Here is a 24,668-nt window from a genome sequence, read left to right as displayed (position 1 = left end):
GTTGCGCGGCGCGACACGCCCGGGTATCGTCGTGGCGTCCTGTCCGCCGTGTCTGGAAGTCCTTTGATCTGAATCGTCGCCTCCGCGCCCCTCTTCTCGCGCGCTGACCCGACGATCGCCGACTCCCCGGCAGACGCCCTCCTCCGCTTCCGTGACTCCACGGTCCGAAGGGCTCGGTGTCAGTGCACCCTCGCACTCGACAGGAGACACCCCATGTCACAGCCCACTTCCTCGCACGCCGCCGTCGTCCTCGACCGCCTCTCCCTCACCTGGCCCGACGGCACGGTCGCCCTCGACGGCGTGTCCGGAGCCTTCGGCGCCGGGCGCACGGGACTGGTCGGCCGCAACGGCGCCGGCAAGTCCACGCTGCTCCGGCTGATCGCCGGGGAACTCTCCCCCACCTCCGGAACCCTCAGCACCTCGGGCGAGGTCGCCTTCCTCCCCCAGCAGCTCACGCTCGACGTGGACCGCCGGGTATCCGACCTCCTCGGGGTGACGGCCGCCCTCGATGCTGTGCGGGCCATCACCGCCGGTGACGTCGACCCCGCGCACTTCGACGCGGTCGGCGACGACTGGGACATCGAGGCGCGGGCGGAGGCCTCCCTCGCGGAGGCCGGGCTCGCCCCCGCGTTCCTCGACCGCACGGTCGGCGAGCTGTCCGGAGGGGAGGCCGTGCTCGTCGCGATCGCCGGCATCCGGCTGCGGCGGGCTCCCCTCACCCTCCTCGACGAGCCGACGAACAATCTCGACCGTGACGCCAGGGCGGCCCTCGCCGCGATGGTGCAGTCGTGGAAGGGCACGCTCATCGTCGTGAGCCATGACCTCGCTCTGCTCGAGCTCATGGACGACACCGCCGAGCTGTACGGACGGAACCTCTCCGTGTTCGGCGGTCCCTACTCCGAGTGGCGCGCCTGGCTGGACGCGGAGCAGGACGCGGCGAAGCAGGCCGAGGTCGCCGCCGCCCAGGTGCTCCGCAAGGAGAAGCGCCAGCGGATCGAGGCCGAGGTCAAGCTCGCCCACCGGGCCCGCACCGCCAAGAAGGCCGAGGTCGAGAAGCGCGTTCCGAAGATCGTCGCGCACGGTCGCAAGATGGCCGCCGAGGTGTCCGCGGGGAGGCTGCGCACCGAGGTGGGCGCGAAGGAGGACGCGGCCCGCGCGGCACACGATGCGGCGGGACGGCGGGTGCGGTCCGACGCCTCGATGAAGATCGAGCTTCCGGACCCCGACGTGTCGCGGAGCCGCCGGATCGCCGAGCTCGGCGGACCGGAGCGGTCATGGGTGATCCAGGGCCCGGAGCGCGTGGCCCTCGTCGGACGCAACGGCGCCGGCAAGACGACGCTGCTGGAGCGGCTGGTCGACGGGGCCGCGCACAACTCAGGACAAGAGGCGCCGGAACGTCCGAATCCGACGCCGGGGGCGGAGATCGGGCGCGATCTCCTGAGTTGTGAACGGCCGGAGCTCCGGGCGGAGGCGCTCACTGACCGGATCGGCTACCTCCCGCAGCGCGTCGACGGTCTCGACGAGAGCCTGTCCGTCTTCGCGAACGTGGCCGTCGCGGCACCGCAGGTCCCGGAGAAGGAGCTCCGCAACCGGCTCGCGCGGTTCCTCATCCGGGGCGGGACGGCCGACCGTCCGGTGTCCGCGCTGTCCGGCGGGGAGAGGTTCCGGGTCGCTCTGGCCCGGCTGCTCCTCACGGATCCGGCTCCGCACCTCGTCGTCCTCGACGAGCCGACGAACAACCTCGATCTCGACACGGTCGACCAGCTCGTCGAGGCGCTGCGGGCCTACCGCGGGGCGGTGCTCGTGGTGAGTCACGACGACGCCTTCCTCTCCCGACTCGACCTCGACCTCACGCTCGAGATCGACGCGGACGGCGTGCTGCAGGAGGTCGTGTGACCTCGTCACCCATTCCGCCTGCACGACCCTTGTCCGCCCGCACGACCGGAACCACGGTTCGGTCGTGCGGGCGGGACCGGGTCGTGCGGGCGGGAGAGGGGGCTGTCAAGGTCCGGGCCGGATGTCGGTGGGGTCGGGAATGATGGAGGCATGAGCGACGTGCTCGACCGCTTCACCCCGGCCACACAGGACTGGTTCCGGGGTGCCTTCACCGCACCCACGCCGGCGCAGGCCGGCGCGTGGGAGGCGATCTCCGCCGGCAAGCACGCCCTCGTCGTCGCTCCGACCGGTTCCGGCAAGACCCTGTCGGCGTTCCTCTGGGCCATCGACAGCGTGTTCCGCGAGCGCGCCGACCTCCCGGAGGAGCCGAAGAAGGACGGGTCCCGCACGCGGATCCTCTACATCTCCCCACTCAAGGCCCTCGGTGTGGACGTGGAGCGCAACCTGCGCTCGCCCCTCATCGGCATCGGGCAGTCCGCGCGGCGACTCGGTCTCACCGCCCCCGGCATCACCGTGGGCGTCCGCTCGGGAGACACCACGTCGAGCGATCGCCGCAAACTCGTATCCGATCCGCCCGACATCCTCATCACGACCCCCGAGTCGCTGTACCTCATGCTCACGAGCCGGGCCGGCGACACCCTGCGCGACGTGCACACGGTCATCATCGACGAGGTGCACGCGGTCGCCGCCACCAAGCGCGGCGCGCACCTCGCGGTGAGCCTGGAGCGCCTCGACGCCCTCCGCCGCTCCCACGGCGCGGAGACCGCAGCGCAGCGCATCGGCCTCTCGGCCACCGTCCGCCCGATCGACGAGGTCGCGCGGTTCCTCGGCGGCGCCGACCCGGTCGAGATCGTCGCTCCCCCGGCATCGAAGACCTTCGAGCTCGGCGTCGTCGTGCCGATGGACGACATGACCAACCCGCCACCCCCGCCCGGGGCGCCGCCGGAGGCCCCGGGGATCGATGCGGAGTACACCGAGGTCACCGGCTCGGTGTGGCCGCACGTCGAGGAGGCGATCGTCGACCGCATCCTCCAGAACAACTCCACCATCGTCTTCGCGAACTCCCGCCGCCTCGCCGAACGGCTGACCGGACGGCTGAACGAGATCTATGCGGAGCGGATCGGGGTCGCGCTTCCGGAGCCGGCCGTGCCCGCCGCGATGATGGCGCAGGCGGGAACCACCGCGGGCGCCGATCCCGTGCTCGCCAAGGCCCACCACGGCTCGGTGTCGAAAGAACAGCGCGCGCAGGTCGAGGAGGAGCTGAAGTCGGGGGTGCTCCGGTGCGTCGTCGCCACGAGCAGCCTGGAGCTCGGCATCGACATGGGTGCCGTCGACCTCGTGATCCAGGTCGAGGCGCCGCCGTCCGCCGCCTCCGGACTCCAGCGCGTGGGTCGCGCCGGACATCAGGTCGGCGAGATCAGCCGCGCGGCCCTGTTCCCGAAGCACCGCGGCGACGTGCTGCACACCGCGATCGTGACGGAGCGGATGCTGGCGGGGAAGATCGAGGCCATCCAGGTGCCGCGGAACCCGCTCGACATCCTCGCCCAGCAGACCGTCGCGGCCAGCGCCCTCGGCGCCATCAGCGTCGAGGAGTGGTTCGAGACCGTCCGCCGGTCCGCCCCGTTCCAGTCCCTCCCCCGCTCCGCGTACGAGGCCACCCTCGACCTGCTGGCCGGCCGCTTCCCCTCCGACGAGTTCGCCGAGCTGCGGCCGCGACTCGTCTGGGATCGCGATGCCGGCACGCTCACCGGCCGCCCGGGGGCACAGCGGATCGCGGTCACGAGCGGCGGCACCATCCCCGACCGCGGTCTCTTCGGCGTCTTCGTGGCGGGCGAGTCCACGGGTGCCCGCGTGGGCGAGCTCGACGAGGAGATGGTCTACGAGTCCCGCGTCGGCGACGTGTTCACCCTGGGCACCACGAGTTGGCGCATCGCCGAGATCACCCACGACCGCGTCAACGTCATCCCCGCCTACGGCCAGCCAGGCAAGGTGCCGTTCTGGCACGGCGACGGCATCGGCCGCCCGTTCGAGCTGGGCGAGGCGCTCGGGGCGTTCTCCCGCGAGGTGTCCGCCGCGAAGCCGGAGAAGGCGGAGCAGCGTCTCATCGCAGCCGGGCTCGACGAGCAGGCGCGGGCCAACCTCCTCGCACATCTCTCCGAACAGCGGGAGGCCACGGGCACCCTGCCGACGGACCGTACGCTCACCGTGGAGCGCGGACACGACGAGGTCGGCGACTGGCGGGTCATCCTGCATTCCCCGTACGGCATGAAGGTGCATGCGCCCTGGGCGCTCGCGATCAATGCGCGCGTGCGGGAGCGTCTCGGCGTCGAGGGTTCCGCGGTGGCGAGCGACGACGGCATCATCGTGCGCATCCCCGACGCCGAGTCGGAGCCGCCCGGTGCGGAGCTCTTCGTGTTCGATCCGGACGAGCTGGAGCAGCTCGTCACGCAGGAGGTCGGCGGCTCGGCGCTGTTCGCCTCGCGGTTCCGCGAGTGCGCCGCGCGGGCGCTGCTCATGCCCCGCACGAACCCCAACCGCCGCACGCCGCTCTGGCAGCAGCGCCAGCGCTCGGCCCAGCTCCTCGAGGTCGCCCGCCGGCATCCCACCTTCCCCGTGATCCTGGAGACCCTGCGCGAGGTGCTTCAGGACGTCTACGACCTGCCGTCGCTCCGGAAGCTCGCGACCAGCATCGCCGACCGCCGCATCCGCCTCGTCGAGACCCAGCCGGGGCAGCCGTCGCCGTTCGCGCGCGACCTCCTCTTCGGCTACGTCGGCGCGTTCATGTACGAGGGCGACTCGCCGCTGGCCGAGCGCCGAGCGGCCGCCCTGTCCGTCGATCCCGCACTGCTGGGCGAGCTGCTGGGCACGGTCGAGCTGCGCGAGCTCCTCGACCCCGACGTCATCGCGCAGTTCGAGCGCGAGGCCCAGCGCCTCGACCCGGAGCGTCGGGCGCGCGGCCTGGAGGGCGTCGCCGACCTGCTCCGGCTGCTCGGCCCGCTCGACGCCGACGAGGTGGCGGCACGCCTCGATCCGGAGTCCACCGGCGGAGCGACCGCGGCGACGCTGCTCGACGACCTCGTGACCGCGCGGCGGGCCATCCCCGTCACGATCGCCGGGGTGGCCAGGGTCGCCGCGATCGAGGACGCCGGACGCCTGCGCGACGCTCTCGGCGCAGCCCTGCCGACCGGCATCCCCGTGGCCTTCCTCGAGCCGCTGGCGGATCCCCTCGGCGACCTCGTGGCCCGTCACGCCCGCACCCACGGCCCCTTCACCACCGCGTCCGTCGCTGAGCGCTTCGGTCTCGGCACCGCGGTCGCCCGGCACACCCTGCAACGCCTGGAGACGAACGGCCGCCTCACGAGCGGGTACTTCCTCCCCACCGCGGCCGGCAGCGGCGACGACATCGAGTGGTGCGACACCGAGGTGCTGCGGCGGCTGCGCATGCGGTCGCTCGCGGCGATCCGCGGGTCCGTCGAGCCGGTCTCCCCGGAGGCCTACGCCCGGTTCCTGCCGGACTGGCAGCATCTCGGTCGACCCCTGGAGGGCATCGACGGCGTGCTCACCGTGATCGAGCAGTTCGCCGGCGTCCCCATCCCGGCCAGCGCCTGGGAGTCGCTCGTCCTGCCGTCGCGGGTGCGCGACTACACCCCGGCGATGCTCGACGAACTCACGGCCGCGGGCGAGGTGATCTGGTCGGGACACGGCACGCTCCCCGGCCGCGACGGGTGGGTCTCGCTGCACCCGGCCGATCTCGCCCCGTTCACCCTGCCCGATCCGGACGCGGAGATCGCCGCGGAGTCGCTGGAGGCGCGCCTCCTCGCGGCCCTCGCGGCGGGCGGCGCCTACTTCGCCGCGCAGCTCAAGGAGATGACCGGCGCCGAGAACGAGCAGTCGGTGCTGGAGGCCCTGTGGTCGCTGACCTGGTCCGGACACGTGACCAACGACACCTTCGCGCCGATCCGCTCGCTGCTGACGGGGGGCTCCCAGGCCCACAAGGTCAAGCGCCGCGCTCCGCGTGCGCGCACCTATCGCGGCATGTCGCTCACGCGCACGGCTCCGCGCCCGACCTCCATCGGCGGTCGCTGGTCGCTGCTCCCCGAGGTCGAGACCGATCCGGCGAGGCGCGCGACCGTCACCGCCGGACTGCTCCTCGACCGCTACGGGGTGGTCACTCGCGGGGCCGTGCAGTCCGAGGGCGTCCCCGGAGGTTTCGCGCAGGCGTACCGCGTGCTGGCCGGATTCGAGGAGGCGGGGCACTGCCGTCGCGGCTACGTGATCGAGAAGCTCGGCGCCGCGCAGTTCGCCGCCTCCGCCACGGTCGACCGTCTCCGCACGTACGCCGGCCTCGCCGATCCGCCGCCGCGGAAGGCCGTCACCCTGGCGGCCACCGACCCCGCGAACCCCTACGGTGCGGCGCTCGGGTGGCCGAAGCTCGAGGGCGTCTCGCATCGCCCGGGGCGCAAGGCCGGCGGGCTCGTGGTGCTCGTCGACGGCGCCCTCGCCCTGTCGCTCGAGCGCGGCGGACGGACCGTGCTGTGCTTCACGGACGACGAGGAGGTGCTGCAGGCCGCCGCCGCCGACCTCGCGACGACGGCCAGGGACCGCCGCCTCGACACCCTCACGGTCGAGAAGGTGAACGGAGAGGGCGTGTACGGCACGATCCTCGGGCGGGCCCTGCAGGAGGCGGGCTTCGTCCAGACGCCGCGCGGCTTCACCCTTCGCAAGGCCGTCTGACTCGGCCTCACGAGTGGTACCATATTCCGTACCAGAAGGGGAACGACATGGCCATCACGACGAGTGAAGCGCGGCGCGATCTGTTCGGCCTGATCGAGCGCGTGAACCTCGATCACAGCGAAGTGGAGATCACCTCGCGCCGAGGAAGTGCCGTCCTCATGTCCAAGGCGGAGTACGACTCCCTGGTGGAGACGAGCTACCTGCTGCGCTCGCCCGCGAACGCTCAGCGACTCCTCAGCGCCCTGGCCGCTGCCCGCGACGGCGACGTCTCGGAGCACGACCTCGACGAGGCATGACGACCCGGCACCTCGTCTGGACACCCGAAGGGTGGGAGGACTACGTGTACTGGCAGACGGAGGACCGTCGTGCTCTCAAGCGAATCAACCTCCTGATCGCCGACACCCTCCGCGACGACCCCTTCCAGGGGATCGGCAAGCCCGAGCCCCTCAAGCACGCGCTCGCCGGCGCCTGGTCTCGGCGCATCGATGAGGCTCATCGCCTCGTCTACACGGCGACCGATCGCCACGTGACCATCCTGCAGGCCCGCTATCACTACTGACCCCCCTACCCTGGAGCCATGATCCGAGAGTTCGCCGCCGGCGTCCGCACCCTGTTCCGCGGCTTCGGCGTGTGGCGCACCCGTCCGGGCCTGATGGCGCTCGGGCTCGTCCCCGCGGTCATCGCGCTCGTGCTCCTCGCGGCCGTCCTCGTGCCCCTGATCCTGTCGATGCCGTCGCTGTCCGCGTGGCTCACCCCCTTCGCCGACGGCTGGGTCGAGCCCTGGCGCGGGTTCCTGCGGACCGCGGTCAGCCTCGTGGTGGTCGCCGCCGCGCTCGCGCTGGCCAGTTCGGTGTTCAGCGCCCTCACCCTCACGATCGGCGACCCGTTCTATCAGCGCATCTGGCATGCCGTGGAGAAGGACCTGGGCGACCCGCCTCCCGCCGACGGCGGCAGTTTCTGGACCACCGTCGGTGAAGGTCTCCGACTGGTCGTGCTCGGCCTCCTGATCGCCGTCCTCGTGCTCCTCATCGGCCTCGTACCCGGTGTCGGCGGCGTCCTCGGCGCGGTGTCCGGCGTGGTCCTCACGGGCCGCCTGCTCGCGCGGGAGCTGACCGGTCGCGCCTTCGATGCGCGCGATCTCAGCCCCGCCGCCCGCGCCGCGCTGTTCTCGGGCAGTCGCGCCCGCGTGCTCGGCTTCGGCGTCGCCACCCAGCTCTGCTTCCTCATCCCGGGCGGCGCCGTCGCCGTGATGCCGGCCGCGGTCGCGGGAAGCACGATGCTGGCGCGCGACATGCAGGCCCGCACCCCGCTCGCCGTCGCCACCCCTGCACCGGCCCCGGGACGGCACGACCGCACTCCGGGGATCGCCTGATGCCCGAGGGAGATACCGTCTTCCGCACGGCCCGCCGCCTGGACGAGGCCCTCGCGGGCGGGGAGGTCACGCGCTTCGACCTCCGCGTGCCGCGCTTCGCGACCCTCGATCTGACCGGACAGCGGGTGCACGGCGCCATCCCCCGCGGCAAGCACCTCTTGCTGCGGATCGGCGAGAGCACGCTGCATTCGCATCTGCGCATGGACGGCGCCTGGTTCGTGTACCGGCCCGGCGAGAAGTGGCGGCATCCCGCGTTCAAGGTGCGGGCGATCGTCGGCACGGCGGAGCGCGAGGCGGTGGGCGTGGACATCGCCGAAGTCGAAGTCGTCCCCACCCGCGATGAAGACGACCTCGTCGGCTACCTCGGCCCCGATCCGCTCGCCGCCGACTGGGACGCGATCGAGGCCGCGCGCCGGCTCGGCGCCGACACCCGGGCCATCCACGTCGCCCTGCTCGATCAGCGCAACGTCGCGGGGTTCGGCAACGAGTACGCGGCAGAACTCCTGTTCCTCCGCGGAATCCTGCCGACCACCCCGACCCCGGAGGTCGACGTCGCCGCCCTCCTCGACCTGGGTGTGCGGACCATCCGCGCGAACCGCGACCGCCGCAACCGCACCTTCACCGGCATCGATCGTCCGGGCCAGGCCACGTGGGTCTACGGACGCGCCGGACGCCCCTGCCGACGCTGCGGAACGCTCATCCGTCGCGGGGAGCTGGGGGCCGATCCGACCCGAGAGCGGATCACGTTCTGGTGCCCCCGGTGCCAGCGCTGAGCCGTATCCATCCGCGGGAATGAATCTCCCCCTCCCGTGGTTGTTGATATATCCGGAGAACTCCGGAGCACGGGAGGAATCGTGGGCAAGAACTACGTCGACATCGAGAACGACCACGGAGCGACGCTGCGGTACCGCAAGCACGCCAACGGTCGCGGTCTCGTCGCGCATGGCGCCAAGGTGCATCCGAAGGCGCACATCGAGGCGGGAGCCTACATCGAACCGGGAGCACGCGTCGGAGCGGGGGCCATCGTCGCCCGCGGTGCGTGGGTGGACGAGGACGCCGTGATCGGCGAGGGCGCGTACATCGACGCCCACGCGCACGTCGGCCAGGGCGCGGCGGTCGGAGATCACGCGCACGTGGGAGTCCGCACCGACATCGGCGCCGGCGCGCGCATCGTGCGAGGCGCCCGCATCGGCGACGACGAGACGGTCGCGGCGGGGCTCACCGTCGCCACCGATCAGAAGGGTCTCTGGCTGGCGGCCTGACCGCTCTCAGAGCAGGCGCCGCTCCGACGCCCAGGCGGTGAGCTCGTGGCGGGAGGAGAGCTGCAGCTTGCGCAGCACCGACGACACGTGCGTCTCGACGGTCTTGATCGAGATGAACAGCGCGGCGGCGACTTCCTTGTAGGCGTAGCCGCGGGCGATCAGTCGCATCACCTCCTGCTCGCGCGAGGAGAGGCGGTCGAGCTCGTCCGTCGCGGTGGCGGTCTCGCCGGCGACGGCGCCGAACGCGTCGAGCACGAATCCCGCGAGCCGCGGCGAGAACACCGCGTCCCCCTCGGCGACGGCGCGCACAGCCTCGCTCACCTCGCGGCCCGATGACCCCTTCGTGATGTAGCCGCGCGCCCCGGCCCGGATGACCCGGACGACGTCGGCCGCCGCATCGGAGACGCTCAGCGCGAGGAACCGCGTCGTGGTCGGCCGCGTCCCTCGGATCACGGCTTCCCCACCCGTCGCGTCGTCGCCCTCACCGCCGGGGAGGTGCACATCGAGGAGCACCACGTCCGGGTCCGTCTCCACGATCACGGCGATCGCCGAGGGCACGTCCGCCGCCTCGCCCACGACCTGCACGCTCGCATCGAGATCGGCCCGCAGGCCCGAGCGGAAGATGGAGTGGTCGTCGACGATCACGACGCGAAGCGGATCAGCCACGGGGCTCCTGTCGGATCGGTCCCCGCTCCGGGGACGAGATGGTGGGCAGGCGCAGATGCACCTCGGTACCGGCGTCGTCACTGCGCACCGACCCCGTGCCGCCCGCGCGACGCAACCGCCCGATGATCGACTCCCGCACGCCGAGCCGATCGCCGGGCACCTCGTCGAGCCGGAATCCGGGACCGCGGTCGCGCACGAACACGTCGACCCCGTCGACACGACCCTCGATGTAGACGGAGATCTCGCCGCCCGCGTGCCGGGCGGCGTTCAGCATCGCCTCCCGGGCCGCAGCTGCCAGTTCCCCGCTCGCCCGCTCCGCCGACAGCCCGGCGGAGACCACCTCGATCCGGACCGGGTGGTCGATCTCGAGCGCTCCGGCGTAGTCGCGCAGGTCGGTCGGCAGGTCGCTGTCCGCCGGAGCATCGCCGTCGTACAGCCAGGCACGCAGCTCCCGCTCCTGCGCGCGGGCCAGCCGTGCCGCCTCGCTCGATGCCCCGGCCCGGTTCTGGATGAGGGCGAGCGTCTGCAGCACCGAGTCGTGCAGGTGGGCGGCCATGACGCTGCGCTGCTCCTCCCGGATGCGGCGCACCCGCTCCCCCGCCAGCTCCCGCCAGCGCGGGATGAGGGCCGAGGCCACCACCGTCACCAGCCCGGCCAGCGGGAGCAGCACGAGCACGACACCCGAGCGCGCGATCGGCCACGAGAGGAGCAGGAGGACCACGAGGCCGAGGACGAGCACCGCGAGGATGCGGACGGTGGTGGTGTGCCGAGGGCCGCGGGCCGTGTCGGTGCGATCGATGAGCGTCGCCCACAGCCCGGAGGCGGTCGCGCACAGCGTGGTGCCGCCGACGACCACGGCCGCCGTGCCCGGAGGGATCGACCCGTTCAGCCAGTCGCTGCCCCCGCGCCACACCACGACGACGAGGGCGCCGACGGCCGCGGGGACCAGCAGGAGCCAGGCGACCGGGAGGCGACGCGTCGGCGCGGTCGTCCCGTCCGTCCACGGCATGAAGGTCCAGCACCAGGCGTACAGGAGCACGCCCGCACCGCCGCAGAGCGTCAGAGCGACGAACAGCGCCCGCACCAGCCCGACGCGCACACCGAGGTGGCGTGCGAGTCCGGCGCTCACCCCGGTCACGAGGGCGTCGCGGTCGCGGGTCAGCGCCGGACGCACGGTCGCCGGCGCGGAGCCGGGGAGCGTGGAGACGGCGGAGGGCATACCGTCATCCAATCATCCGCCTCCCCTCTCCGGGACCTCCCCGGCGCGGAATCAGGGTGCGCTCAGGGGATCCCCCCATGGCCCCGCGGCGCTGCGGACCGCGAGGATCGACTCATGACGATTCCGACCGCTCCGCCACCGCCCGCCGACCACGAGGCATCGGCACCGGAAGCCCCCCGCCGGCCGCGCGGTGCCGACCGGTTCCTGCTGTGGGTCGCCGGCCTCGGCGTGGTGCGCACCGACGGCTGGCTCGGCGGTGTCGCGGCGGGCATCGCGATCCGCCTCCGCATCGATCCGCTGATCGTGCGCGGGGTCCTCGTCGTGGCGGCCCTCTTCGGTCTTCCGGCCCTGTTCCTGTACGCCCTCGCCTGGGCGGTGCTGCCGGACGTCGACGGCCGCGTGCATCTGCGTGATCTGCTGCAGCGCCGGTACGACCCCGTGCAACTCGGCATCCTCGCCCTCGCCGTAATCGGGCTCTTCCCGACGGCACCGGTCGCCGGGCGCCTGTTCGGCCTCGGCTACGACGGCTGGTCGGCACTGTCGACCCTCACCTGGGTGGTCGGGCTCGTGCTCGCCGCCGCCTTGCTCTTCCTCATCGTGCGTGCCGCGCGCCGCACTCCGGGCGCTTCCGCGCCGGATCCGGCGGGGGCTTCCGCCGATCCGGCGGCCCCGGCTGCGTCCGCCCCCGACGCGGGTTCGGGTCCCGCCACGGGGGCGGACGCCATTCCCTCCACGGCGACGGACGCTGCGGTCTCGGTACCGCTCGCCGACACCATCGGGCCCGACGTCCTCGCCATCCCCGCACCTCCGGCACCCCTGCCTCCGGGCACCCAGGACCCCGCCGCGCTGGAGACCTGGCGCGCCCAGCACGCCGCCTGGAAGGAGCAGGATCAGGCCTGGCGCCGGCAGCAGCAGGATGCGGAGCGCGCCGCACGCGACCAGCTCCGCCGGGAGCGTCAGGCCGAGGCGGCCGTGTTCGCCGCCGCAGCCGCGGAGCGCCGACGCGTCCGCCGCGCGTCGAATCCGCGCGCCGGCTTCCCCTTCGTCATGACCGCCCTCGGACTCGCGATCGTCGTCGGCGCCGGCGTGGGACTCGCCGTCGGTGAAGCCCTCGGCGGCGCGCTGGGGCTGTTGTCCGGCGCGCTGGTCCTGGCCCTGGCGATGATCACGGCAGGAGCCCTCCGTCGCCGCAGTGGCGCCCTGGCCTTCCTCACCGTGCTGACGCTGGCCGCGGGTCTCCTCACGGGCTTCCTGTCCACGATGCCCGGTCTCACCCTCGGGTACGCCTCGCTCACGAACAACCAGGAGGCGCACGTCCGACAGCCGTTCGGCGACCTGTACCTGCAGCTCCACCGGCACGACGGCGGCCCCCGCCCCATCGAGATCGAGAAGGGGTCGGGGCGGACCGAGATCTTCGTCGATGCCGGCGTGCAGCTGCAGCTCCGCGGCACTGTGGGCGACGGGGTGGAGGTGAGCTGGCTCCGCGTCGATCCGGAAGACCCGATGGTCATGGACACCGGCGTCATCGCCGCCACGCCGCGGGGTGACGAGAACGTCCTCGCCGCGAACATCTCCGCCGAGGAGGGCAGTCCCTCCACGATCCAGCCCGTGACCATCGACCAGGCGAGCGGCGTCATCGTCGTGACCCTGCAAGAGCCCGAGGAGGGCCAGGAATGAGCACCGAGACCATCACCGCACCCCGGGTGCGCTGGGCATCCATCATCTGGGGCACGACCTTCGCCGCGATCGCCGCGGGGGCGCTGTGGTTCCTCACGGATGCGGAGCGCCGCGCCGCGCTGGCCGACGGCGTGGGGACGATGACCCCCGCCACCCTGCTCACGATCGTGCTCCTCACGGCGGGGGCCTTGTTCCTCGTCGGCGGTGTCGCCGGACTGGTCCGGCGGACCCAGCGGTACTCCCCCGCCGAGGACCCGGAGCACGCCGAGTAGCCTGGATCCCATGGCGCACCAGGGACGACGACCCGCGAAGGGCTCCGGCAAGGGCTCACCCGCCCACCGGGGCCGTGCCGCGGGCGGCGGCTCACGGCAGGGGAAGCCGGCTCCGCGCCGCTCACCCCGCGCCGAGAAGGTCGTGTTCGACGCTCCGACCGCCGCACCCGAGGAGCCGCGGACGTTCCGCCTCGGTGCCGTGCCCGGAGCGACGCCGGGCAAGTGGATCGACACGTGGAAGCGGCGACTGCCCCACGTGGCCCTCGAACTCGTCCCGATCGAGGTAGCCGGGCAGCGAGAGGCGCTCGACGATCTCGACGCCGCCCTCGTGCGCCTCCCGCTGGACGACGACGCCCTGCACGTCATCCCGCTGTACGACGAGGTCCCGGTCGTCGTGGCCTCGACCGATTCGCACCTGCTCGCGGCGGACGAGCTGACGACCGCCGACCTCGACGGCGAGGTGCTGCACTCCCTGTCCGACGACGTGCTCGGGCCGGTGCAGGTGCCGGGCACCATCCCCGCACGCGTCGGACCCCTGCCGACCGCCGACGCGATCGCCACGGCGGCGACGGGTGTCGGCATCGTCCTCGTGCCGATGTCACTGGCCCGACTGCACCACCGGAAGGACGCCGACTACCGCGTCCTCGCCGACGGCCCGGTCTCGACCGTGGCCCTCGCCTGGCCGCGCGACCGGACCACGCCCGACGTCGAGACGTTCGTCGGCATCGTCCGAGGACGCACCGCGAACTCGTCCCGCTGAGCCGTCAGGACCGGACCCTCCCCCTCGTTAGAATCGCCTGATGGCCTCGCTTCTCTACGTCTGCGTGCGACCCGAGACCGGGGCGGCGGATGCCGAGCACGCCTCGTTCCGGCGGGCGCTCGGAGTCGACGTGGTCGATCGTCTCGATCTGCTGCACGAGCCGCTGACCGAAGCCCACCTCGACCGCTACCGCGGCGTCGTCGTCGGCGGTTCTCCCTTCAACGTCACCGACGTCGAGAAGACTGCGGTGCAGCGGCGGGTGGAGGCCGATCTGGAGACGCTCGCCCACGCCGCACGGGAACAGCGGATCGCCGCCTTCTTCACGTGCTTCAGCATCGGGGTGCTCACCCGGCTCCTCGGCGGCGAGGTCGTGACGACCATGCCGGAGGCGGCGAGCGCGACGGTCATCGAGACGACACCGGAGGGCGCCGTCGATCCCGTGTTCGGCCCGTCCGGTCCGGCACTCACCGTCTTCACCGCGCATAAGGAGAGCGCCGCGACGACTCCGCCGGGGGCCGTTCTGCTCGCCACCAAAGCGGCCTGCCCCGTGCAGGCCTACCGGGTGGGGACGCACCTGTACGCCGCACAGTTCCATCCCGAGCCGACGCCGCGCGACTTCGCCGATCGGATGACGTTCTATCGCACGACGGGGTACTTCGATCCGGCGCAGTTCGACGCGGTGCAGCAGGAGGTCCTCGCAGCCTCGGTCACCGAGGGTGCCGCCCTGCTCCGCCGCTTCGCCGAGCTGTTCGGCTGAGATCAGGACGGCGCGTCGCCGCGGAGCAGCGGGATGCGCTCGCGCAGGTAGGCGTCCAGCGGCATGAAACCGCCCGCCTGACTCCAGCGCACCGACGGCACGCCGTCGAGGAGCGTGAGCGGACCGGAGGAGCCTCCGGCGTCGACCGCATCGACGTCGATCACGCTCCAGCCAACGTGCACGACATCCCCTTCGCGGAAGCCGCCGCGGAGGGCGAGGGCCCGGCGCTCGGCCCGTGCGCGTGCCGACTCGGCGGTGTATCCCCGACGCCCCGGGTCCGCCGCGCGGAGCACCTCCGCCGTCGCCAAGGTATGCGTGTCGGTGAGCAGGATGACGCCGAGGTGCCAGGCCTCGCCGACACGGACGATCCGCCGCCCGCGCCAGCGCGAGTCCTTCTCCTCTCCGAGCTCCTCGCGGGGTGCACCGGCGAGCTCCTGCACGGCCTGGGTCAGCAGGGCGGAGGCGGTGGTCACAGCTCCCCCAGCGTCGTCTGGTCGGCGAGGCGCGGGCCGGCGACCTGAGCGCGATCGCCACGTAGCGTCATCCCGATCAGCGGGTACAGGAGCACCGACAGCATGCCCGCCCCGACGAGCGCGGCCGCGGTCCCGGAGTCGAGCATGTCCTGGTCCACGCCGATCGCGGTGACCGCGACGATGATCGGCAGCCCGGTGGCCGCGAGCAGGCCGAGCGCGGCGCGGTCACGTCCGCTCGCGCCCGCCGGGGCGGAGAGCTGGGCGGCCGAACCGCGGATCACCAGGAGCGCCAGCAGGAACACCGGCACCAGGGACATCGCCGAAGGAGACGTCAGCAGCGCCTGCAGGTCGAAGGTCACCCCCGTGTAGAGGAAGAACACCGGCACGAGGAAGCCGAAAGCCAGGCCCTCGATCTTGCTCTCGACCTCTTCGGCATCCTTCTCCGGGGCCCTGGCCATGATGATGCGCCAGATCGCACCGGCGACGAACGCTCCCAGGAGCATGTCGAGGTCGAGCATGACGCTGAGGCCGACGAGGGCCGCGATGAGGAGGATCACGAAGCGCACCCCGAACTGGTCGGAGGTGTGGAGGGTCGCGCGCACGATGCCGTGCAGGCGCCCGTGCGGCACCCGGTGCGCGACGAGGACGGCGAGTCCCGCCAGCACGACGAAGGTCAGCAGCACCGCGGTGGCCAAGGGCGTCGTCCGAGTGCTGAGGAAGATCGAGATCGCGATCAGCGGCAGGAACTCCCCCACGGCGCCGATGGTGCTGATGGCACGGCCGAACGGGGTGTCCAGCTCCTTCGCGTCGCGCAGGATCGGCATCAGCGTGCCGAGGGCGGTCGAGCTCAGCGCGATCCCGATGACGACCATGCCCTCGCCAGGGGCGAAGAAGAACCCGAGCCCGATGCCGAGCACGACGCTGAGCAGCCAGCCCAGCGACGCCCGGGCGAGGGGCTTGCCGGCCACCTGGCGGAAGTCGATCTCGGACCCGGCGACGAAGAACAGCACAGCGAGCCCGAAGTCGCTGAGCTTCTCCAGCAGCGGACCGGGCTCGACCCAGCCGAGCACAGCCGGCCCGGCGAGGATGCCGAGGACGAGCTCGAACACGACGATCGGCACCCGGACGAGCGGACGCACCCCGCGGGCGAGCAACGGCGCGGCCACCGCCAGCAGGGGGATCAGCACCAGTCCGATGTCGCTCGCATCCACGGTCTCAGGGTAGCGACGCCGCGGGCGATTCGCTCCCCACCCGCGCGGCACGGCAGAATCGATGCACACCCCGAGGAGCAGCCATGACCCAGCCCGATACCGCCCGCCTGCTGATCGCCTGCGACGACCAGCCCGGCATCGTCGCCGCGGTCGCCGGCGTGCTCGCCCAGCACGGGGCCAACATCATCTCGCTCGACCAGCACTCGACCGACTCCGAGGGCGGGCGGTTCTTCCAGCGCACCGTCATCCACCTCGACGGGCTGGCCGCCGCGCGCCCCGCGCTGGAGGCCGACATCGCGACGGTCGCCGAGCGCTTCGGCATGGAGTGGTCGCTGCACGACGTCGCCCGCCGCAAGCGCGTGGCGATCTTCGTGTCGAAGTACGACCACTGCCTGATGGAGCTGCTGTGGCGCACGCAGCGGGGTCAGCTCGACATCGACATCACCATGGTCGTCTCGAACCACCCCGACCTCGCCGAGGCCGTCCGCTCCTTCGGAGTGCCGTTCGTGCACATCCCGTCGACGGACAAGCAGGCGATGGAGGAGCGTCAGCTCGACCTCCTCCGCGGCAACGTCGACCTCGTCGTGCTCGCCCGGTACATGCAGATCCTCAGCGACGACTTCATCACGCGCCTCGAAGCCCCCGTCATCAACATCCACCACTCGTTCCTGCCCGCGTTCATCGGCGCGAACCCCTACGCCAGGGCGAAGGAGCGCGGCGTGAAGCTGATCGGGGCCACGGCGCACTACGCCACGGCCGACCTCGACGAGGGGCCGATCATCGAGCAGGACGTCACGCGGGTCACGCACTCGGAGTCCGCGGCAGAGCTGCAGAGCCGGGGCGCTGACGTCGAGCGTCTGGTGCTGGCCCGGGCCGTGCAGTGGCATGCCGAGGACCGCGTGATCGTGCACGGCCGCTCGACCGTCATCCTCTAGCGCCCGGCCGCTCAGCGGTCGAGGATGTCCACGGCGAGCCCATGCGACGCGGCGGCGAGGCGCTTGTCGTTCGTCCACAGCTCCGTGCACCCCGACAGCTGGGCGGCGGCGAGGTGCAGCGCGTCCGGGGTCTTCAGGCCGAAGTCGGCCCGGAGCTCGGCCGACCGGACGAACGCGGCCGTATCGAGCGCCACGATCTCCATCCGCTCGAAGAGAGCCAGGTACCGGTCACGGAGCTCCGGATTGCGCTCGCGGGCGGGGAGCACGAGGCATTCGTGGAGCGCCAGCGGACTCGACGCCACCTCGTCATCGACGTCGCGGAGTGCCCGACGCACGGCATCGCCCCTCGGACCGCGGTCCTCGATGGCGTAGATGAGGATGCACGAGTCGAGATAGATCATTCCCAGGCGTCCCGGTTCTCGGCGACCTGTGCGTCCAGCTCCTCGGCGGTCCGAGCGAGCCGGGGCGGAAGCGGATGCTGTTCGATCCACTCGACGAGGAGGCGGCCGCTCCGCACCACGTCGACCGGACCGATGGGGACCAGACGGGCGACCGGAGTGCCCCGCTTCGTGATGACCACGTCCTCACCCGCCTGAGACTCGGCGATCAGGCGCGAGAGGTTGTTTCGCGCTTCCAAGACGTTCTGCGTGGACATGACGCCATTCTAGCCAGGAACCTGGCGTTCCTCACCGGCCGGGGACTCCGGCGGCGAGCTCCGCGAAGACGTCGGCAGCGGTGGTCCCGCGCGCGAGCGGGGCGGCCTGGCCCATCCACAGCGACTGCAGCTCGCCCAGGTTCTGCTCCCCTGCCGCCGCGCGGAAGCGCCCGGTGAGCCAGTTCTGCATCGGGAACGGGGCGATCGTGCCGCTGGCCTCGATCGCCCGCACCGCGCGGTTGCGGGCTCCGCGGGCGAGGCGTCCGCTCATCGCCCTGGTCAGCACGGTCTGGTCGGCGGCGGTGGTCCGGATGGCGTCGCGGTGCGCTGCCGTCGCGGCGGACTCGGCGGTCGCGAGGAACGCCGTCCCCACCTGCACGCCGGAGGCACCGAGGGCGAAGGCCGCAGCGACCCCGCGGCGGTCCGCGATCCCGCCCGCGGCGATGACGGGCACGTCGACCGCGTCCACGATCTGCGGCACGAGCGCGACGGTGCCCACGAGCGACTCGGCAGCGGGACGGAGGAAGGACACGCGGTGCCCGGCCGCCTCGGCTCCCGAGGCGACGACCGCATCGACTCCGGCCTCGGCGAGCGCGACGGCTTCCGCGACGGTGGTGGCGGTGCCGACGATGCGGATGCCGCGGTCGCGGGCCTCGGCGACGAGAGCGGCGGACGGCACCCCGAACACCACGCTCAGCACAGCCGGGGCGACCTCCCAGATCGCGTCGAGCTGTTCGTCGAGCTCGGGTACGTAGCGCTCGGGCCGGGCCGGCACCGGAACCCCGACGGCCTCGTAGAACGGCTCCAGCGCCTGGGCGAAGACCGCGTGCTGCGGGTTCGGCGCGACCTCGTCCCCCACGGGCAGCCAGATGTTCAAGGCGAACGGACGGTCGGTGGCGCGGTGCAGTTCGGCTCCGACAGCGCGGATCCGGTCGCCGTCGTAGCCGTACAGCCCGTACGATCCCAGCCCGCCGGCCGCGCTCACCGCCGCCGTCAGCGCCACCGACGAGCTCCCCCCGAACGGTCCCAGCACGATCGGATGCTCGACTCCCAGAAGTTCTGTCGCCATACCCCGACCGTACGCCCTTCGAATCGCCTGAATGGCTCCATCGGCGGCCCGGATACAGCAATTCGGGCGATTCGAACGGGGTAAGCTCGCGGGATGAGTGAGTGGTTCGGGCAGATGCTCGGCTTCGTCGCGGCCGCGATCGGCCTCGTGACGATGCCGGATGCCGCCGCGCTCGGCCTCGCGATCGCGCTGCTCGCCGTCACGGTCCTCACGCTCTCGCTCGCGCTGAGCGTGCGCCACCAGACCTCCGCCGATGCCCCGCACCCGCTGCGGGCGATCGATGTCGGAACGCTCCTCCCGCAGAGCGATCCGGATGCCGCGGGACACCCTCGTCCGCGAGCGCCGGGAGCCTCGACCGCCGCGTAGCCCGTCCGACCGGGACCGCGCGGCCTTCGCCGACCCCTCCCGACCTCATCGAACGGACCTGCCCGTGGACATCTTCGCCTTCCCTCCCCTCGCCGCGCTCCTGGACGCCGCCTACGGTGCCCTGAACGGCCTCTCCACCCTTCTCGAACCCCTCGCCGGACCCTCCGCCGCCGCCCTCGCCGTGGTCCTCGTGACCCTCCTCGTGCGCGCCCTCCTCATCCCCGTCGGCATCTCCCAGGCCCGAGCCGAGCAGACCAGGGCCCGCCTCGCCCCGAAGCTGCGCGCGCTGCAGCAGCGCCACCGGAAGAACCCGGAGCGCCTGCAGCAGGAGATGATGGCGCTCTACCGCGCCGAGAACACCTCGCCCTTCGCCGGGATGCTGCCCGTGCTGGCACAGGCACCGGTCGTCGGCCTGCTCTACACACTGTTCCTGCGACCGGAGATCGCCGGGCACCCGAACGAGCTGCTCACCCACGACCTCTTCGGCGCCCCGCTCGGCACGAGCCTGGTGTCGGCGCTGTTCGGCGGCACCGCGACCCCGGCGACGTTCGCGGTCTTCGGCGTGCTGCTGGCCGTGATGATCGCCGTCGCCGATGTCACCCGGCGGGTGTTCCGACCGGTCCCCGTCGAGGGCGACGACTCCCCGCTCAGCTCCCCCGGCGTGCTCCGGATGATGTCGGCGCTGCACTACCTCACCGCGGTCTTCGCGGCCTTCGTGCCCCTGGCCGCCGCGCTGTACCTCACGGTCACGGTGGTGTGGACCCTCGTGCAGCGGGTGATCCTGCGCCGCCGTTACCCGCTGCCGGAGCCGGTGGCCGTCCGGGCGTGAGAGCCGCCCGATCGGAGGGATGTCAGTCGGGAAGCGGGATCGGCGCGGTGAACGGCCCCGCGGGGCCGTCGCCCCTCCGGTCGCGGCGCACGCCCAGCGTCGTCCCCACGCTCGCGGCGATCACGAGCGCCACCGCGAGCAGCCGCAGCGGCGTGGCGTCCTGTCCGAGGATGAGCCACCCGGCGAGGGTCGCGAACGCGGGCTCCAGGCTCAGCAGCACGCCGAACACCCGCTGCGGGAGCCGGCGGAGCGCTGCGAGCTCGAAGCTGTACGGGATGACCGACGACAGCACCGCGGTGACCGCCGCGAGCAGGAGGAGCTGCGGGTCCAGCGCCACCGTCGCCGCCGCCGGCACGCCCACGGGGATGAGGAGCACGGCCGCGACGACGAGCCCCATCGCGAGCCCGCTGCTGCCGGGGATGAGGGCGCCGACGCGCGCGCTCATCCGGATGTACATGACCCAGAATCCGGCCGCGACGAGGATGAAGACCACGCCGAGCGGATCGAGGGGTTCGGCGCCGACGAGGCCGTCGACCCCGAGCAGCGCCATGCCCAGCAGGGCCACGCCCACCCAGACCGCGTCGGCGAGACGACGGGTCAGCACGGCGGCGAGCACGAGCGGCCCGAGGAACTCGATGGCCACGGCCGGCCCCAGGGGGATGCGGTCGATGGCCGCATAGAAGAACCCGTTCATCGCGGCCAGCGACACCCCGAACAGCACGGCGGCGAGCCACTGCGACCGGGTCCAGGCGCGGGGCCGGGGGCGCACGATGACGACCAGCAGCAGCGCGGCGATCGCGACGCGGAGCGACGTCACGCCCCACGGCCCGAGGACGGGGAAGAGCTGTGCGGCCACGGCGGCGCCGAACGGCAGCGAGAGGCAGGATCCGATGACGAGCGCGACGCCCACGAGGGGTCCGGATGCCGCGGGTCTCTGCACCAGACAAGCTTAGGCGGCGGGGCCCTGCCTCCCCGCCGCCTGCGCCGTCCTCGCGCGGATCAGAGCGGCTTGCCACCCGTCACCGCGAGCACCGCGCCGGAGACGTACGACGACTCCGCCGAGGCGAGGTACACGTACGCACCGGCGAGTTCTGCGGGCTGCCCCGCGCGTCCGAGCGGGGTGTCCTGACCGAACGTCTCCAGGCGCTCCGGCCCCCATCCGGTCGCGGGGATCAGCGGCGTCCAGATCGGCCCCGGCGCGACGGCGTTGACGCGCACCCCGCGCGGACCGGCCTCCTCCGCGAGCGCCTTGACGAACGCGACCTGGGCCGCCTTCGTCATGGCGTAGTCGATGAGTCCCGGCGAGGGCTGCGCCGATTGCACCGACGAGGTCACGATGATGCTGGATCCCGGCTCGAGGTCGGGGAACGCAGCCCGGGCCGAGAAGACGAGGCCGGCGAGGTTCGTGTCGAACACGCGGCGCATCTTCTCGGTATCGAGGTTCTCGAAGCCGTCGATGTCGTGCTGATAGGCCGCGTTGAGCACGAGCACGTCGAGGCCGCCGAGCTCGCGACGCGCACGATGCACGGCGTCGGTCGCGAAGGCCTCCTCACGCACGTCGCCCGGGATGCTGACGCCGGTGCGACCGGCTTCGCGGACGAGCGCGAGCGTCTCCTCCGCGTCCGCCTGCTCCTCGGGCATGTGCACGATGGCCACGTCGGCACCCTCGCGGGCGAAGGCGATCGCGACCGCCCGTCCGATGCCGGAATCACCGCCGGTGATGAGAGCGCGCCGTCCCTCGAGCCGCCCGTGGCCGACGTAGGACTGCTCGCCGTGGTCCGGCTCCGGGGTCGTCTTCTCGGTCAGGCCCGGCTGGTCCTGGCTCTGCGCCGGGAAGCCGTCCTCGTGGTGGGCGTGTCGGGGGTCGGTGAGGCCGCCGTCGCGGGTGGTGTCGGTCATATCCGCTCCTCCTGTCATGGGGCTGTCGATCGGGTCGTGATCGAGCCTCGCGGCTTCGGAGGGCGGACGGCAGGGGGTTGACAGCCCGGGGCGGTCTCCGCGAAAGCGGGTGTCAGCCCGCGGAGGGGACCTCGCCGTGCGGGGGCTCGGCACCCTCGGCGGGCTCGGGGACGAGGTAGAGCCCGCTCGGGGAGTTCGCGGTGAAGGCGAGCGCTTCGACCCACGCCCGGTTGACGGCGGGCTGGCGGCTGCCGAAGTACTTGAAGACGAGCGAGCTGCCCGGCTGGATCCAGACGGTGGTCCGGCCACCGCCGACGCTGGCGTCCTCGCGCCAGCTGAACGGGAACGGCTCGCCGCGACGCAGCTTGGCCGTGATGACGAGCTGCAGGTGCGTGAGCGCCCGATCCTCGATCTCGGTCTTCACGCTGCCTTCGTAGATGAACTTGCCCATCGGGTGATGCTCCTCGGTCGGGTGGTCCTCAGCCCGGCGGACACTGCCGGGATCGGCCTATGGGTAGAGGGTAAGCCCTCGGACGGGGCGCACGGCAAATCAGCCTCGGAGGGCGATGCGCGCGTCGAAGTCAAGGCCCTGCGCGCGATCCGCGCGGCGATTAGCCTCGAATCATCGACACCCGAGGAGGGCACCGCCATGACTGACCGCCACATCGACGACCGTCCCGAGGAGGGCTACACGCCCGGCACCACCCACGCCGAGCGCGGCGCGGGCAACCCGCGACTGCGCGTACGGCGCGACGACGAGCGCACCGAGTTCGCGCTCGACATGGAGGAGGTCCGCATCGGATCGGCCGCCGGGAACGAGCTGCGCCTCGCCGACACCGAGCCGGTGCACGCGACGGTCGTGCATGACGACCGCGACGAGTACGTCGTGACCCTGCACGCCGACGGCGAGATGAACTCCAACCCCGACGCCGACGCGACCCACCCCGGCGAGCGCACCGAGACGCTGCGCACCGGATCGCGCTTCACGGTGGGCCCGTGGGAGCTGGTCTTCGCCCGCGACGAGTTCGCCGACCACGGCCGTCCCTTCGGCGGACGCCAGGGCGGCGAGTACTCCGACCAGCCGCTGCAGGAGGCGCGCGCGGGCTACGACGCCGACGACGAGCGGCTGTCGCAGGCCGACGTCAACGACGAGCGGTCTCAGTCGGATTCCAAGGCCGACTGATGGTGCGGGGTGCCGACGGGCTTCGACTCCGCTGACCCTCGCTGACGGAGGTAGATCGCGAACGCGACCATCGTCCCCACCGCGAGGAACTCGGACTGCCAGTTCTGCAGCGTGCGGTCCCAGAAATCCGAGCTGGTCACGTAGTCGCCCCAGGTGATCGCGGCGAGGCCGTGCATCGCATTCTCCTCGTTCATCACCACTGTCCCGGCGAGCGACTGCGCGAGCCAGGACAGCACGAACACCACCCCCATCACGAGCAGCAGCGAGTTGCCGAACACCGCCGATCGCCACCCGCCCGCCCGGGCCCACCGCGGAGAGTCCGGGCGGGCGTGCGCGCCGACGAGCTGATCCGCGTCGCTGCCCGGTCCCTCGTCGCCGGGCTTCTTCGACTCCGGCGAGCCCTTCTGCACGAACCAGATCGTCGCGGCGATGAAGAGGAAGAACTGCAGGAACTCCGACTGCCAGTTCTCGGCGACGTCGACCGCGAAGTCGGACGACCAGAGGAAGTCTCCGAAGCCGATCGTCGGCTGCCCATGATCGAGGAGCTCGTCGTTGTTGCGGAGGTAGCCGGCGACGGCCTGGCCTGCCAGAGCCAGCACGAAGAGGGCGAGGAAGAAGAGGCTGAGGGCGTGGTCCTTGATGCGCGAGCCCATCGTCATCGCCCTCCCAGCGGCAGGCCGATCATCACGGCGAGACCGACGCCGATGATCCCCGCCCAGATCCAGAAGACCGCCCGCATTCCCGCGGTGTCCCGCGCATCCTCCGTCATGTCCGCCTCCTTCGTCGGTGTGACTCGCCTCGACGATGGCGCCAAGGAGGACGGCCCTCCAGGGGCTTGACGCGGACGCCGTTGTCAATCCCCTGCGACAGGGCGCCGCGGGGTCCGTAGCGTAGGGGAACCGACGAGAGGAGCGCCCCGATGACCGCACCGAACGAGACCCCTGACCTCGACCACCTGGGCGAGCTCGCCCGCAGTCGAGGTCTGCGCGTGAGCGTGGCGGAGTCGCTCACCTCCGGACGCCTCGCGAACACGATCGGTGCCGGCGAGGGCGCTTCGGGCTGGTTCGCCGGCGGCATCGTCGCGTACTTCACGGAGGTCAAGGAGAGGGTGCTGGGGCTCACCCCGGGCACCGACCCGACCTCCGCAGCCTGCGCGGAGCAGCTCGCCCGGGGCGCACGGGAGCTCTTCGACGCCGACATCTGCGTCTCGACGACCGGCGTGGGCGGGCCCGGTCCGGAGGGTGGTCATCCCGCGGGCACGGTCTACCTCGGCTGGGCGACCGCCGACGACGCCGGGCACCGGAGGCTGGCCCTGACCGGTGACCCGGACGAGATCCTGGCGGCGAGCGTCGACGCCGCGGTGCGACTGCTCGCCTTCCACGCCGAGGGGCTGCACCCCGCAGGGCCACGGCGCACCGGGTCCGACTGAGGCC

The 24,668-nt window shown here is 72.3% G+C and carries 27 protein-coding genes; 16 read left to right on the top strand and 11 right to left on the bottom strand.

The window, feature by feature from the left end:
* Positions 1–213: 213 nt before the first annotated feature.
* The 7 genes from KVS71_RS13655 (at position 214) to KVS71_RS13625 (ending at position 9,264) form a co-directional block, all read left to right on the top strand.
* Positions 214–1,896, top strand: coding sequence for an ATP-binding cassette domain-containing protein (locus tag KVS71_RS13655; protein WP_217584813.1), 1,683 nt, complete (start codon positions 214–216; stop codon positions 1,894–1,896).
* A 150-nt stretch (positions 1,897–2,046) separates the two neighbouring features.
* Positions 2,047–6,630 carry an ATP-dependent helicase gene (locus KVS71_RS13650; RefSeq protein WP_217584812.1) on the top strand — a complete coding sequence of 1,528 codons (4,584 nt, stop codon included), beginning with the start codon at positions 2,047–2,049 and terminating at the stop codon, positions 6,628–6,630.
* A gap of 47 nt (positions 6,631–6,677) precedes the next feature.
* Positions 6,678–6,926 carry a type II toxin-antitoxin system Phd/YefM family antitoxin gene (locus tag KVS71_RS13645; RefSeq protein ID WP_025102467.1) on the top strand — a complete coding sequence of 83 codons (249 nt, stop codon included), beginning with the start codon at positions 6,678–6,680 and terminating at the stop codon, positions 6,924–6,926.
* The gene (locus tag KVS71_RS13640; protein WP_217584811.1) at positions 6,923–7,189 is read left to right on the top strand and encodes a Txe/YoeB family addiction module toxin; all 267 of its coding nucleotides are present in this window, start codon (positions 6,923–6,925) and stop codon (positions 7,187–7,189) included. The genes KVS71_RS13645 and KVS71_RS13640 overlap by 4 nt, the downstream gene beginning before the upstream one ends.
* Before the next feature lie 18 nt (positions 7,190–7,207).
* Positions 7,208–8,002 carry an EI24 domain-containing protein gene (locus KVS71_RS13635; protein WP_217584810.1) on the top strand — a complete coding sequence of 265 codons (795 nt, stop codon included), beginning with the start codon at positions 7,208–7,210 and terminating at the stop codon, positions 8,000–8,002.
* Complete coding sequence (locus KVS71_RS13630; RefSeq protein WP_060922617.1) at positions 8,002–8,775, top strand: DNA-formamidopyrimidine glycosylase family protein; 774 nt, start codon at positions 8,002–8,004, stop codon at positions 8,773–8,775. Before KVS71_RS13635 ends, KVS71_RS13630 begins: the two co-directional genes overlap by 1 nt.
* A gap of 81 nt (positions 8,776–8,856) precedes the next feature.
* On the top strand, positions 8,857–9,264 hold the full coding sequence (locus tag KVS71_RS13625) for a DapH/DapD/GlmU-related protein (protein ID WP_025102471.1): 408 nt from the start codon (positions 8,857–8,859) through the stop codon (positions 9,262–9,264).
* A 6-nt stretch (positions 9,265–9,270) separates the two neighbouring features.
* Here KVS71_RS13625 and KVS71_RS13620 read toward each other — a convergent pair whose 3' ends face one another.
* Entirely contained in the window at positions 9,271–9,930 is a 660-nt protein-coding gene (locus KVS71_RS13620; protein ID WP_025102472.1) for a response regulator transcription factor, read from the bottom strand.
* Positions 9,923–11,149: an ATP-binding protein gene (locus KVS71_RS13615; protein ID WP_060922615.1), complete on the bottom strand. Its 1,227-nt coding sequence runs from the start codon at positions 11,147–11,149 to the stop codon at positions 9,923–9,925. The genes KVS71_RS13620 and KVS71_RS13615 overlap by 8 nt, the downstream gene beginning before the upstream one ends.
* 114 nt (positions 11,150–11,263) lie before the next feature.
* On the opposite strand from KVS71_RS13615, the gene KVS71_RS13610 reads away from it, so the two are divergent.
* From KVS71_RS13610 to KVS71_RS13595, 4 genes are read left to right on the top strand one after another with little or no spacing between them, the layout of a single operon-like run.
* Positions 11,264–12,826, top strand: coding sequence for a PspC domain-containing protein (locus KVS71_RS13610; protein ID WP_217584809.1), 1,563 nt, complete (start codon positions 11,264–11,266; stop codon positions 12,824–12,826).
* Positions 12,823–13,098: a hypothetical protein gene (locus KVS71_RS13605; protein ID WP_217584808.1), complete on the top strand. Its 276-nt coding sequence runs from the start codon at positions 12,823–12,825 to the stop codon at positions 13,096–13,098. Before KVS71_RS13610 ends, KVS71_RS13605 begins: the two co-directional genes overlap by 4 nt.
* Positions 13,099–13,108: 10 nt before the next feature.
* Positions 13,109–13,858 (top strand): LysR substrate-binding domain-containing protein, encoded by a 750-nt coding sequence (locus KVS71_RS13600; RefSeq protein ID WP_025102476.1) that lies wholly within the window; start codon positions 13,109–13,111, stop codon positions 13,856–13,858.
* Positions 13,859–13,898: 40 nt separating this feature from the next.
* Positions 13,899–14,615, top strand: coding sequence for a GMP synthase (locus KVS71_RS13595; RefSeq protein ID WP_217584807.1), 717 nt, complete (start codon positions 13,899–13,901; stop codon positions 14,613–14,615).
* 2 nt (positions 14,616–14,617) lie between these two features.
* Here the strand turns inward: KVS71_RS13595 and KVS71_RS13590 are convergent, their stop codons facing one another.
* Together KVS71_RS13590 and KVS71_RS13585 are read right to left on the bottom strand one after the other, a co-directional pair.
* Positions 14,618–15,088: a glutaminase gene (locus KVS71_RS13590; RefSeq protein WP_217584806.1), complete on the bottom strand. Its 471-nt coding sequence runs from the start codon at positions 15,086–15,088 to the stop codon at positions 14,618–14,620.
* Positions 15,085–16,299: a cation:proton antiporter gene (locus KVS71_RS13585; protein ID WP_217584805.1), complete on the bottom strand. Its 1,215-nt coding sequence runs from the start codon at positions 16,297–16,299 to the stop codon at positions 15,085–15,087. Before KVS71_RS13585 ends, KVS71_RS13590 begins: the two co-directional genes overlap by 4 nt.
* Before the next feature lie 83 nt (positions 16,300–16,382).
* On the opposite strand from KVS71_RS13585, the gene purU reads away from it, so the two are divergent.
* Positions 16,383–17,234, top strand: a complete 852-nt coding sequence (gene purU, locus KVS71_RS13580; protein WP_062632982.1) for a formyltetrahydrofolate deformylase — start codon at positions 16,383–16,385, stop codon at positions 17,232–17,234.
* Positions 17,235–17,245: 11 nt separating this feature from the next.
* Here the strand turns inward: purU and KVS71_RS13575 are convergent, their stop codons facing one another.
* Genes KVS71_RS13575 through KVS71_RS13565 form a run of 3 tightly spaced genes read right to left on the bottom strand, consistent with a single transcriptional unit; the run spans position 17,246 to position 18,958 of the window.
* Positions 17,246–17,635, bottom strand: coding sequence for a type II toxin-antitoxin system VapC family toxin (locus KVS71_RS13575; protein WP_025102481.1), 390 nt, complete (start codon positions 17,633–17,635; stop codon positions 17,246–17,248).
* Positions 17,632–17,889, bottom strand: coding sequence for a type II toxin-antitoxin system Phd/YefM family antitoxin (locus KVS71_RS13570; RefSeq protein WP_025102482.1), 258 nt, complete (start codon positions 17,887–17,889; stop codon positions 17,632–17,634). The genes KVS71_RS13575 and KVS71_RS13570 overlap by 4 nt, the downstream gene beginning before the upstream one ends.
* A gap of 31 nt (positions 17,890–17,920) precedes the next feature.
* Positions 17,921–18,958, bottom strand: coding sequence for a nitronate monooxygenase family protein (locus KVS71_RS13565; RefSeq protein ID WP_025102483.1), 1,038 nt, complete (start codon positions 18,956–18,958; stop codon positions 17,921–17,923).
* A gap of 93 nt (positions 18,959–19,051) precedes the next feature.
* On the opposite strand from KVS71_RS13565, the gene KVS71_RS13560 reads away from it, so the two are divergent.
* Positions 19,052–19,324, top strand: coding sequence for a DUF6412 domain-containing protein (locus KVS71_RS13560; RefSeq protein ID WP_144882279.1), 273 nt, complete (start codon positions 19,052–19,054; stop codon positions 19,322–19,324).
* Positions 19,325–19,388: 64 nt separating this feature from the next.
* Positions 19,389–20,153 carry a membrane protein insertase YidC gene (locus tag KVS71_RS13555; protein WP_025102485.1) on the top strand — a complete coding sequence of 255 codons (765 nt, stop codon included), beginning with the start codon at positions 19,389–19,391 and terminating at the stop codon, positions 20,151–20,153.
* A gap of 22 nt (positions 20,154–20,175) precedes the next feature.
* Here the strand turns inward: KVS71_RS13555 and KVS71_RS13550 are convergent, their stop codons facing one another.
* The 3 genes from KVS71_RS13550 to KVS71_RS13540 form a co-directional block, all read right to left on the bottom strand.
* The gene (locus KVS71_RS13550) at positions 20,176–21,093 is read right to left on the bottom strand and encodes a DMT family transporter (protein WP_060922821.1); all 918 of its coding nucleotides are present in this window, start codon (positions 21,091–21,093) and stop codon (positions 20,176–20,178) included.
* 59 nt (positions 21,094–21,152) lie between these two features.
* The gene (locus KVS71_RS13545) at positions 21,153–22,052 is read right to left on the bottom strand and encodes an SDR family oxidoreductase (protein ID WP_025102487.1); all 900 of its coding nucleotides are present in this window, start codon (positions 22,050–22,052) and stop codon (positions 21,153–21,155) included.
* 112 nt (positions 22,053–22,164) lie between these two features.
* The gene (locus KVS71_RS13540) at positions 22,165–22,503 is read right to left on the bottom strand and encodes a hypothetical protein (RefSeq protein WP_025102488.1); all 339 of its coding nucleotides are present in this window, start codon (positions 22,501–22,503) and stop codon (positions 22,165–22,167) included.
* A gap of 198 nt (positions 22,504–22,701) precedes the next feature.
* Between KVS71_RS13540 and KVS71_RS13535 the strand changes: the two genes are divergently transcribed.
* Entirely contained in the window at positions 22,702–23,235 is a 534-nt protein-coding gene (locus KVS71_RS13535) for an FHA domain-containing protein (RefSeq protein WP_025102489.1), read from the top strand.
* Here the strand turns inward: KVS71_RS13535 and KVS71_RS13530 are convergent.
* Positions 23,211–23,888: a DUF6766 family protein gene (locus KVS71_RS13530; RefSeq protein WP_217584848.1), complete on the bottom strand. Its 678-nt coding sequence runs from the start codon at positions 23,886–23,888 to the stop codon at positions 23,211–23,213. The two genes, KVS71_RS13535 and KVS71_RS13530, sit on opposite strands and share 25 nt — an antisense overlap.
* 266 nt (positions 23,889–24,154) lie before the next feature.
* Between KVS71_RS13530 and KVS71_RS13525 the strand changes: the two genes are divergently transcribed.
* Positions 24,155–24,664, top strand: a complete 510-nt coding sequence (locus tag KVS71_RS13525; protein WP_217584804.1) for a CinA family protein — start codon at positions 24,155–24,157, stop codon at positions 24,662–24,664.
* The last annotated feature ends 4 nt before the right edge of the window (positions 24,665–24,668 follow it).

Origin of the sequence: Microbacterium sp. GbtcB4, assembly GCF_019091465.1 — a bacterium.
Lineage (GTDB): Bacteria > Actinomycetota > Actinomycetes > Actinomycetales > Microbacteriaceae > Microbacterium > Microbacterium paraoxydans.
The sequence above is the reverse complement of the archived record's forward strand: the minus strand, read 5'-3'. Positions and strand labels throughout refer to the sequence as shown.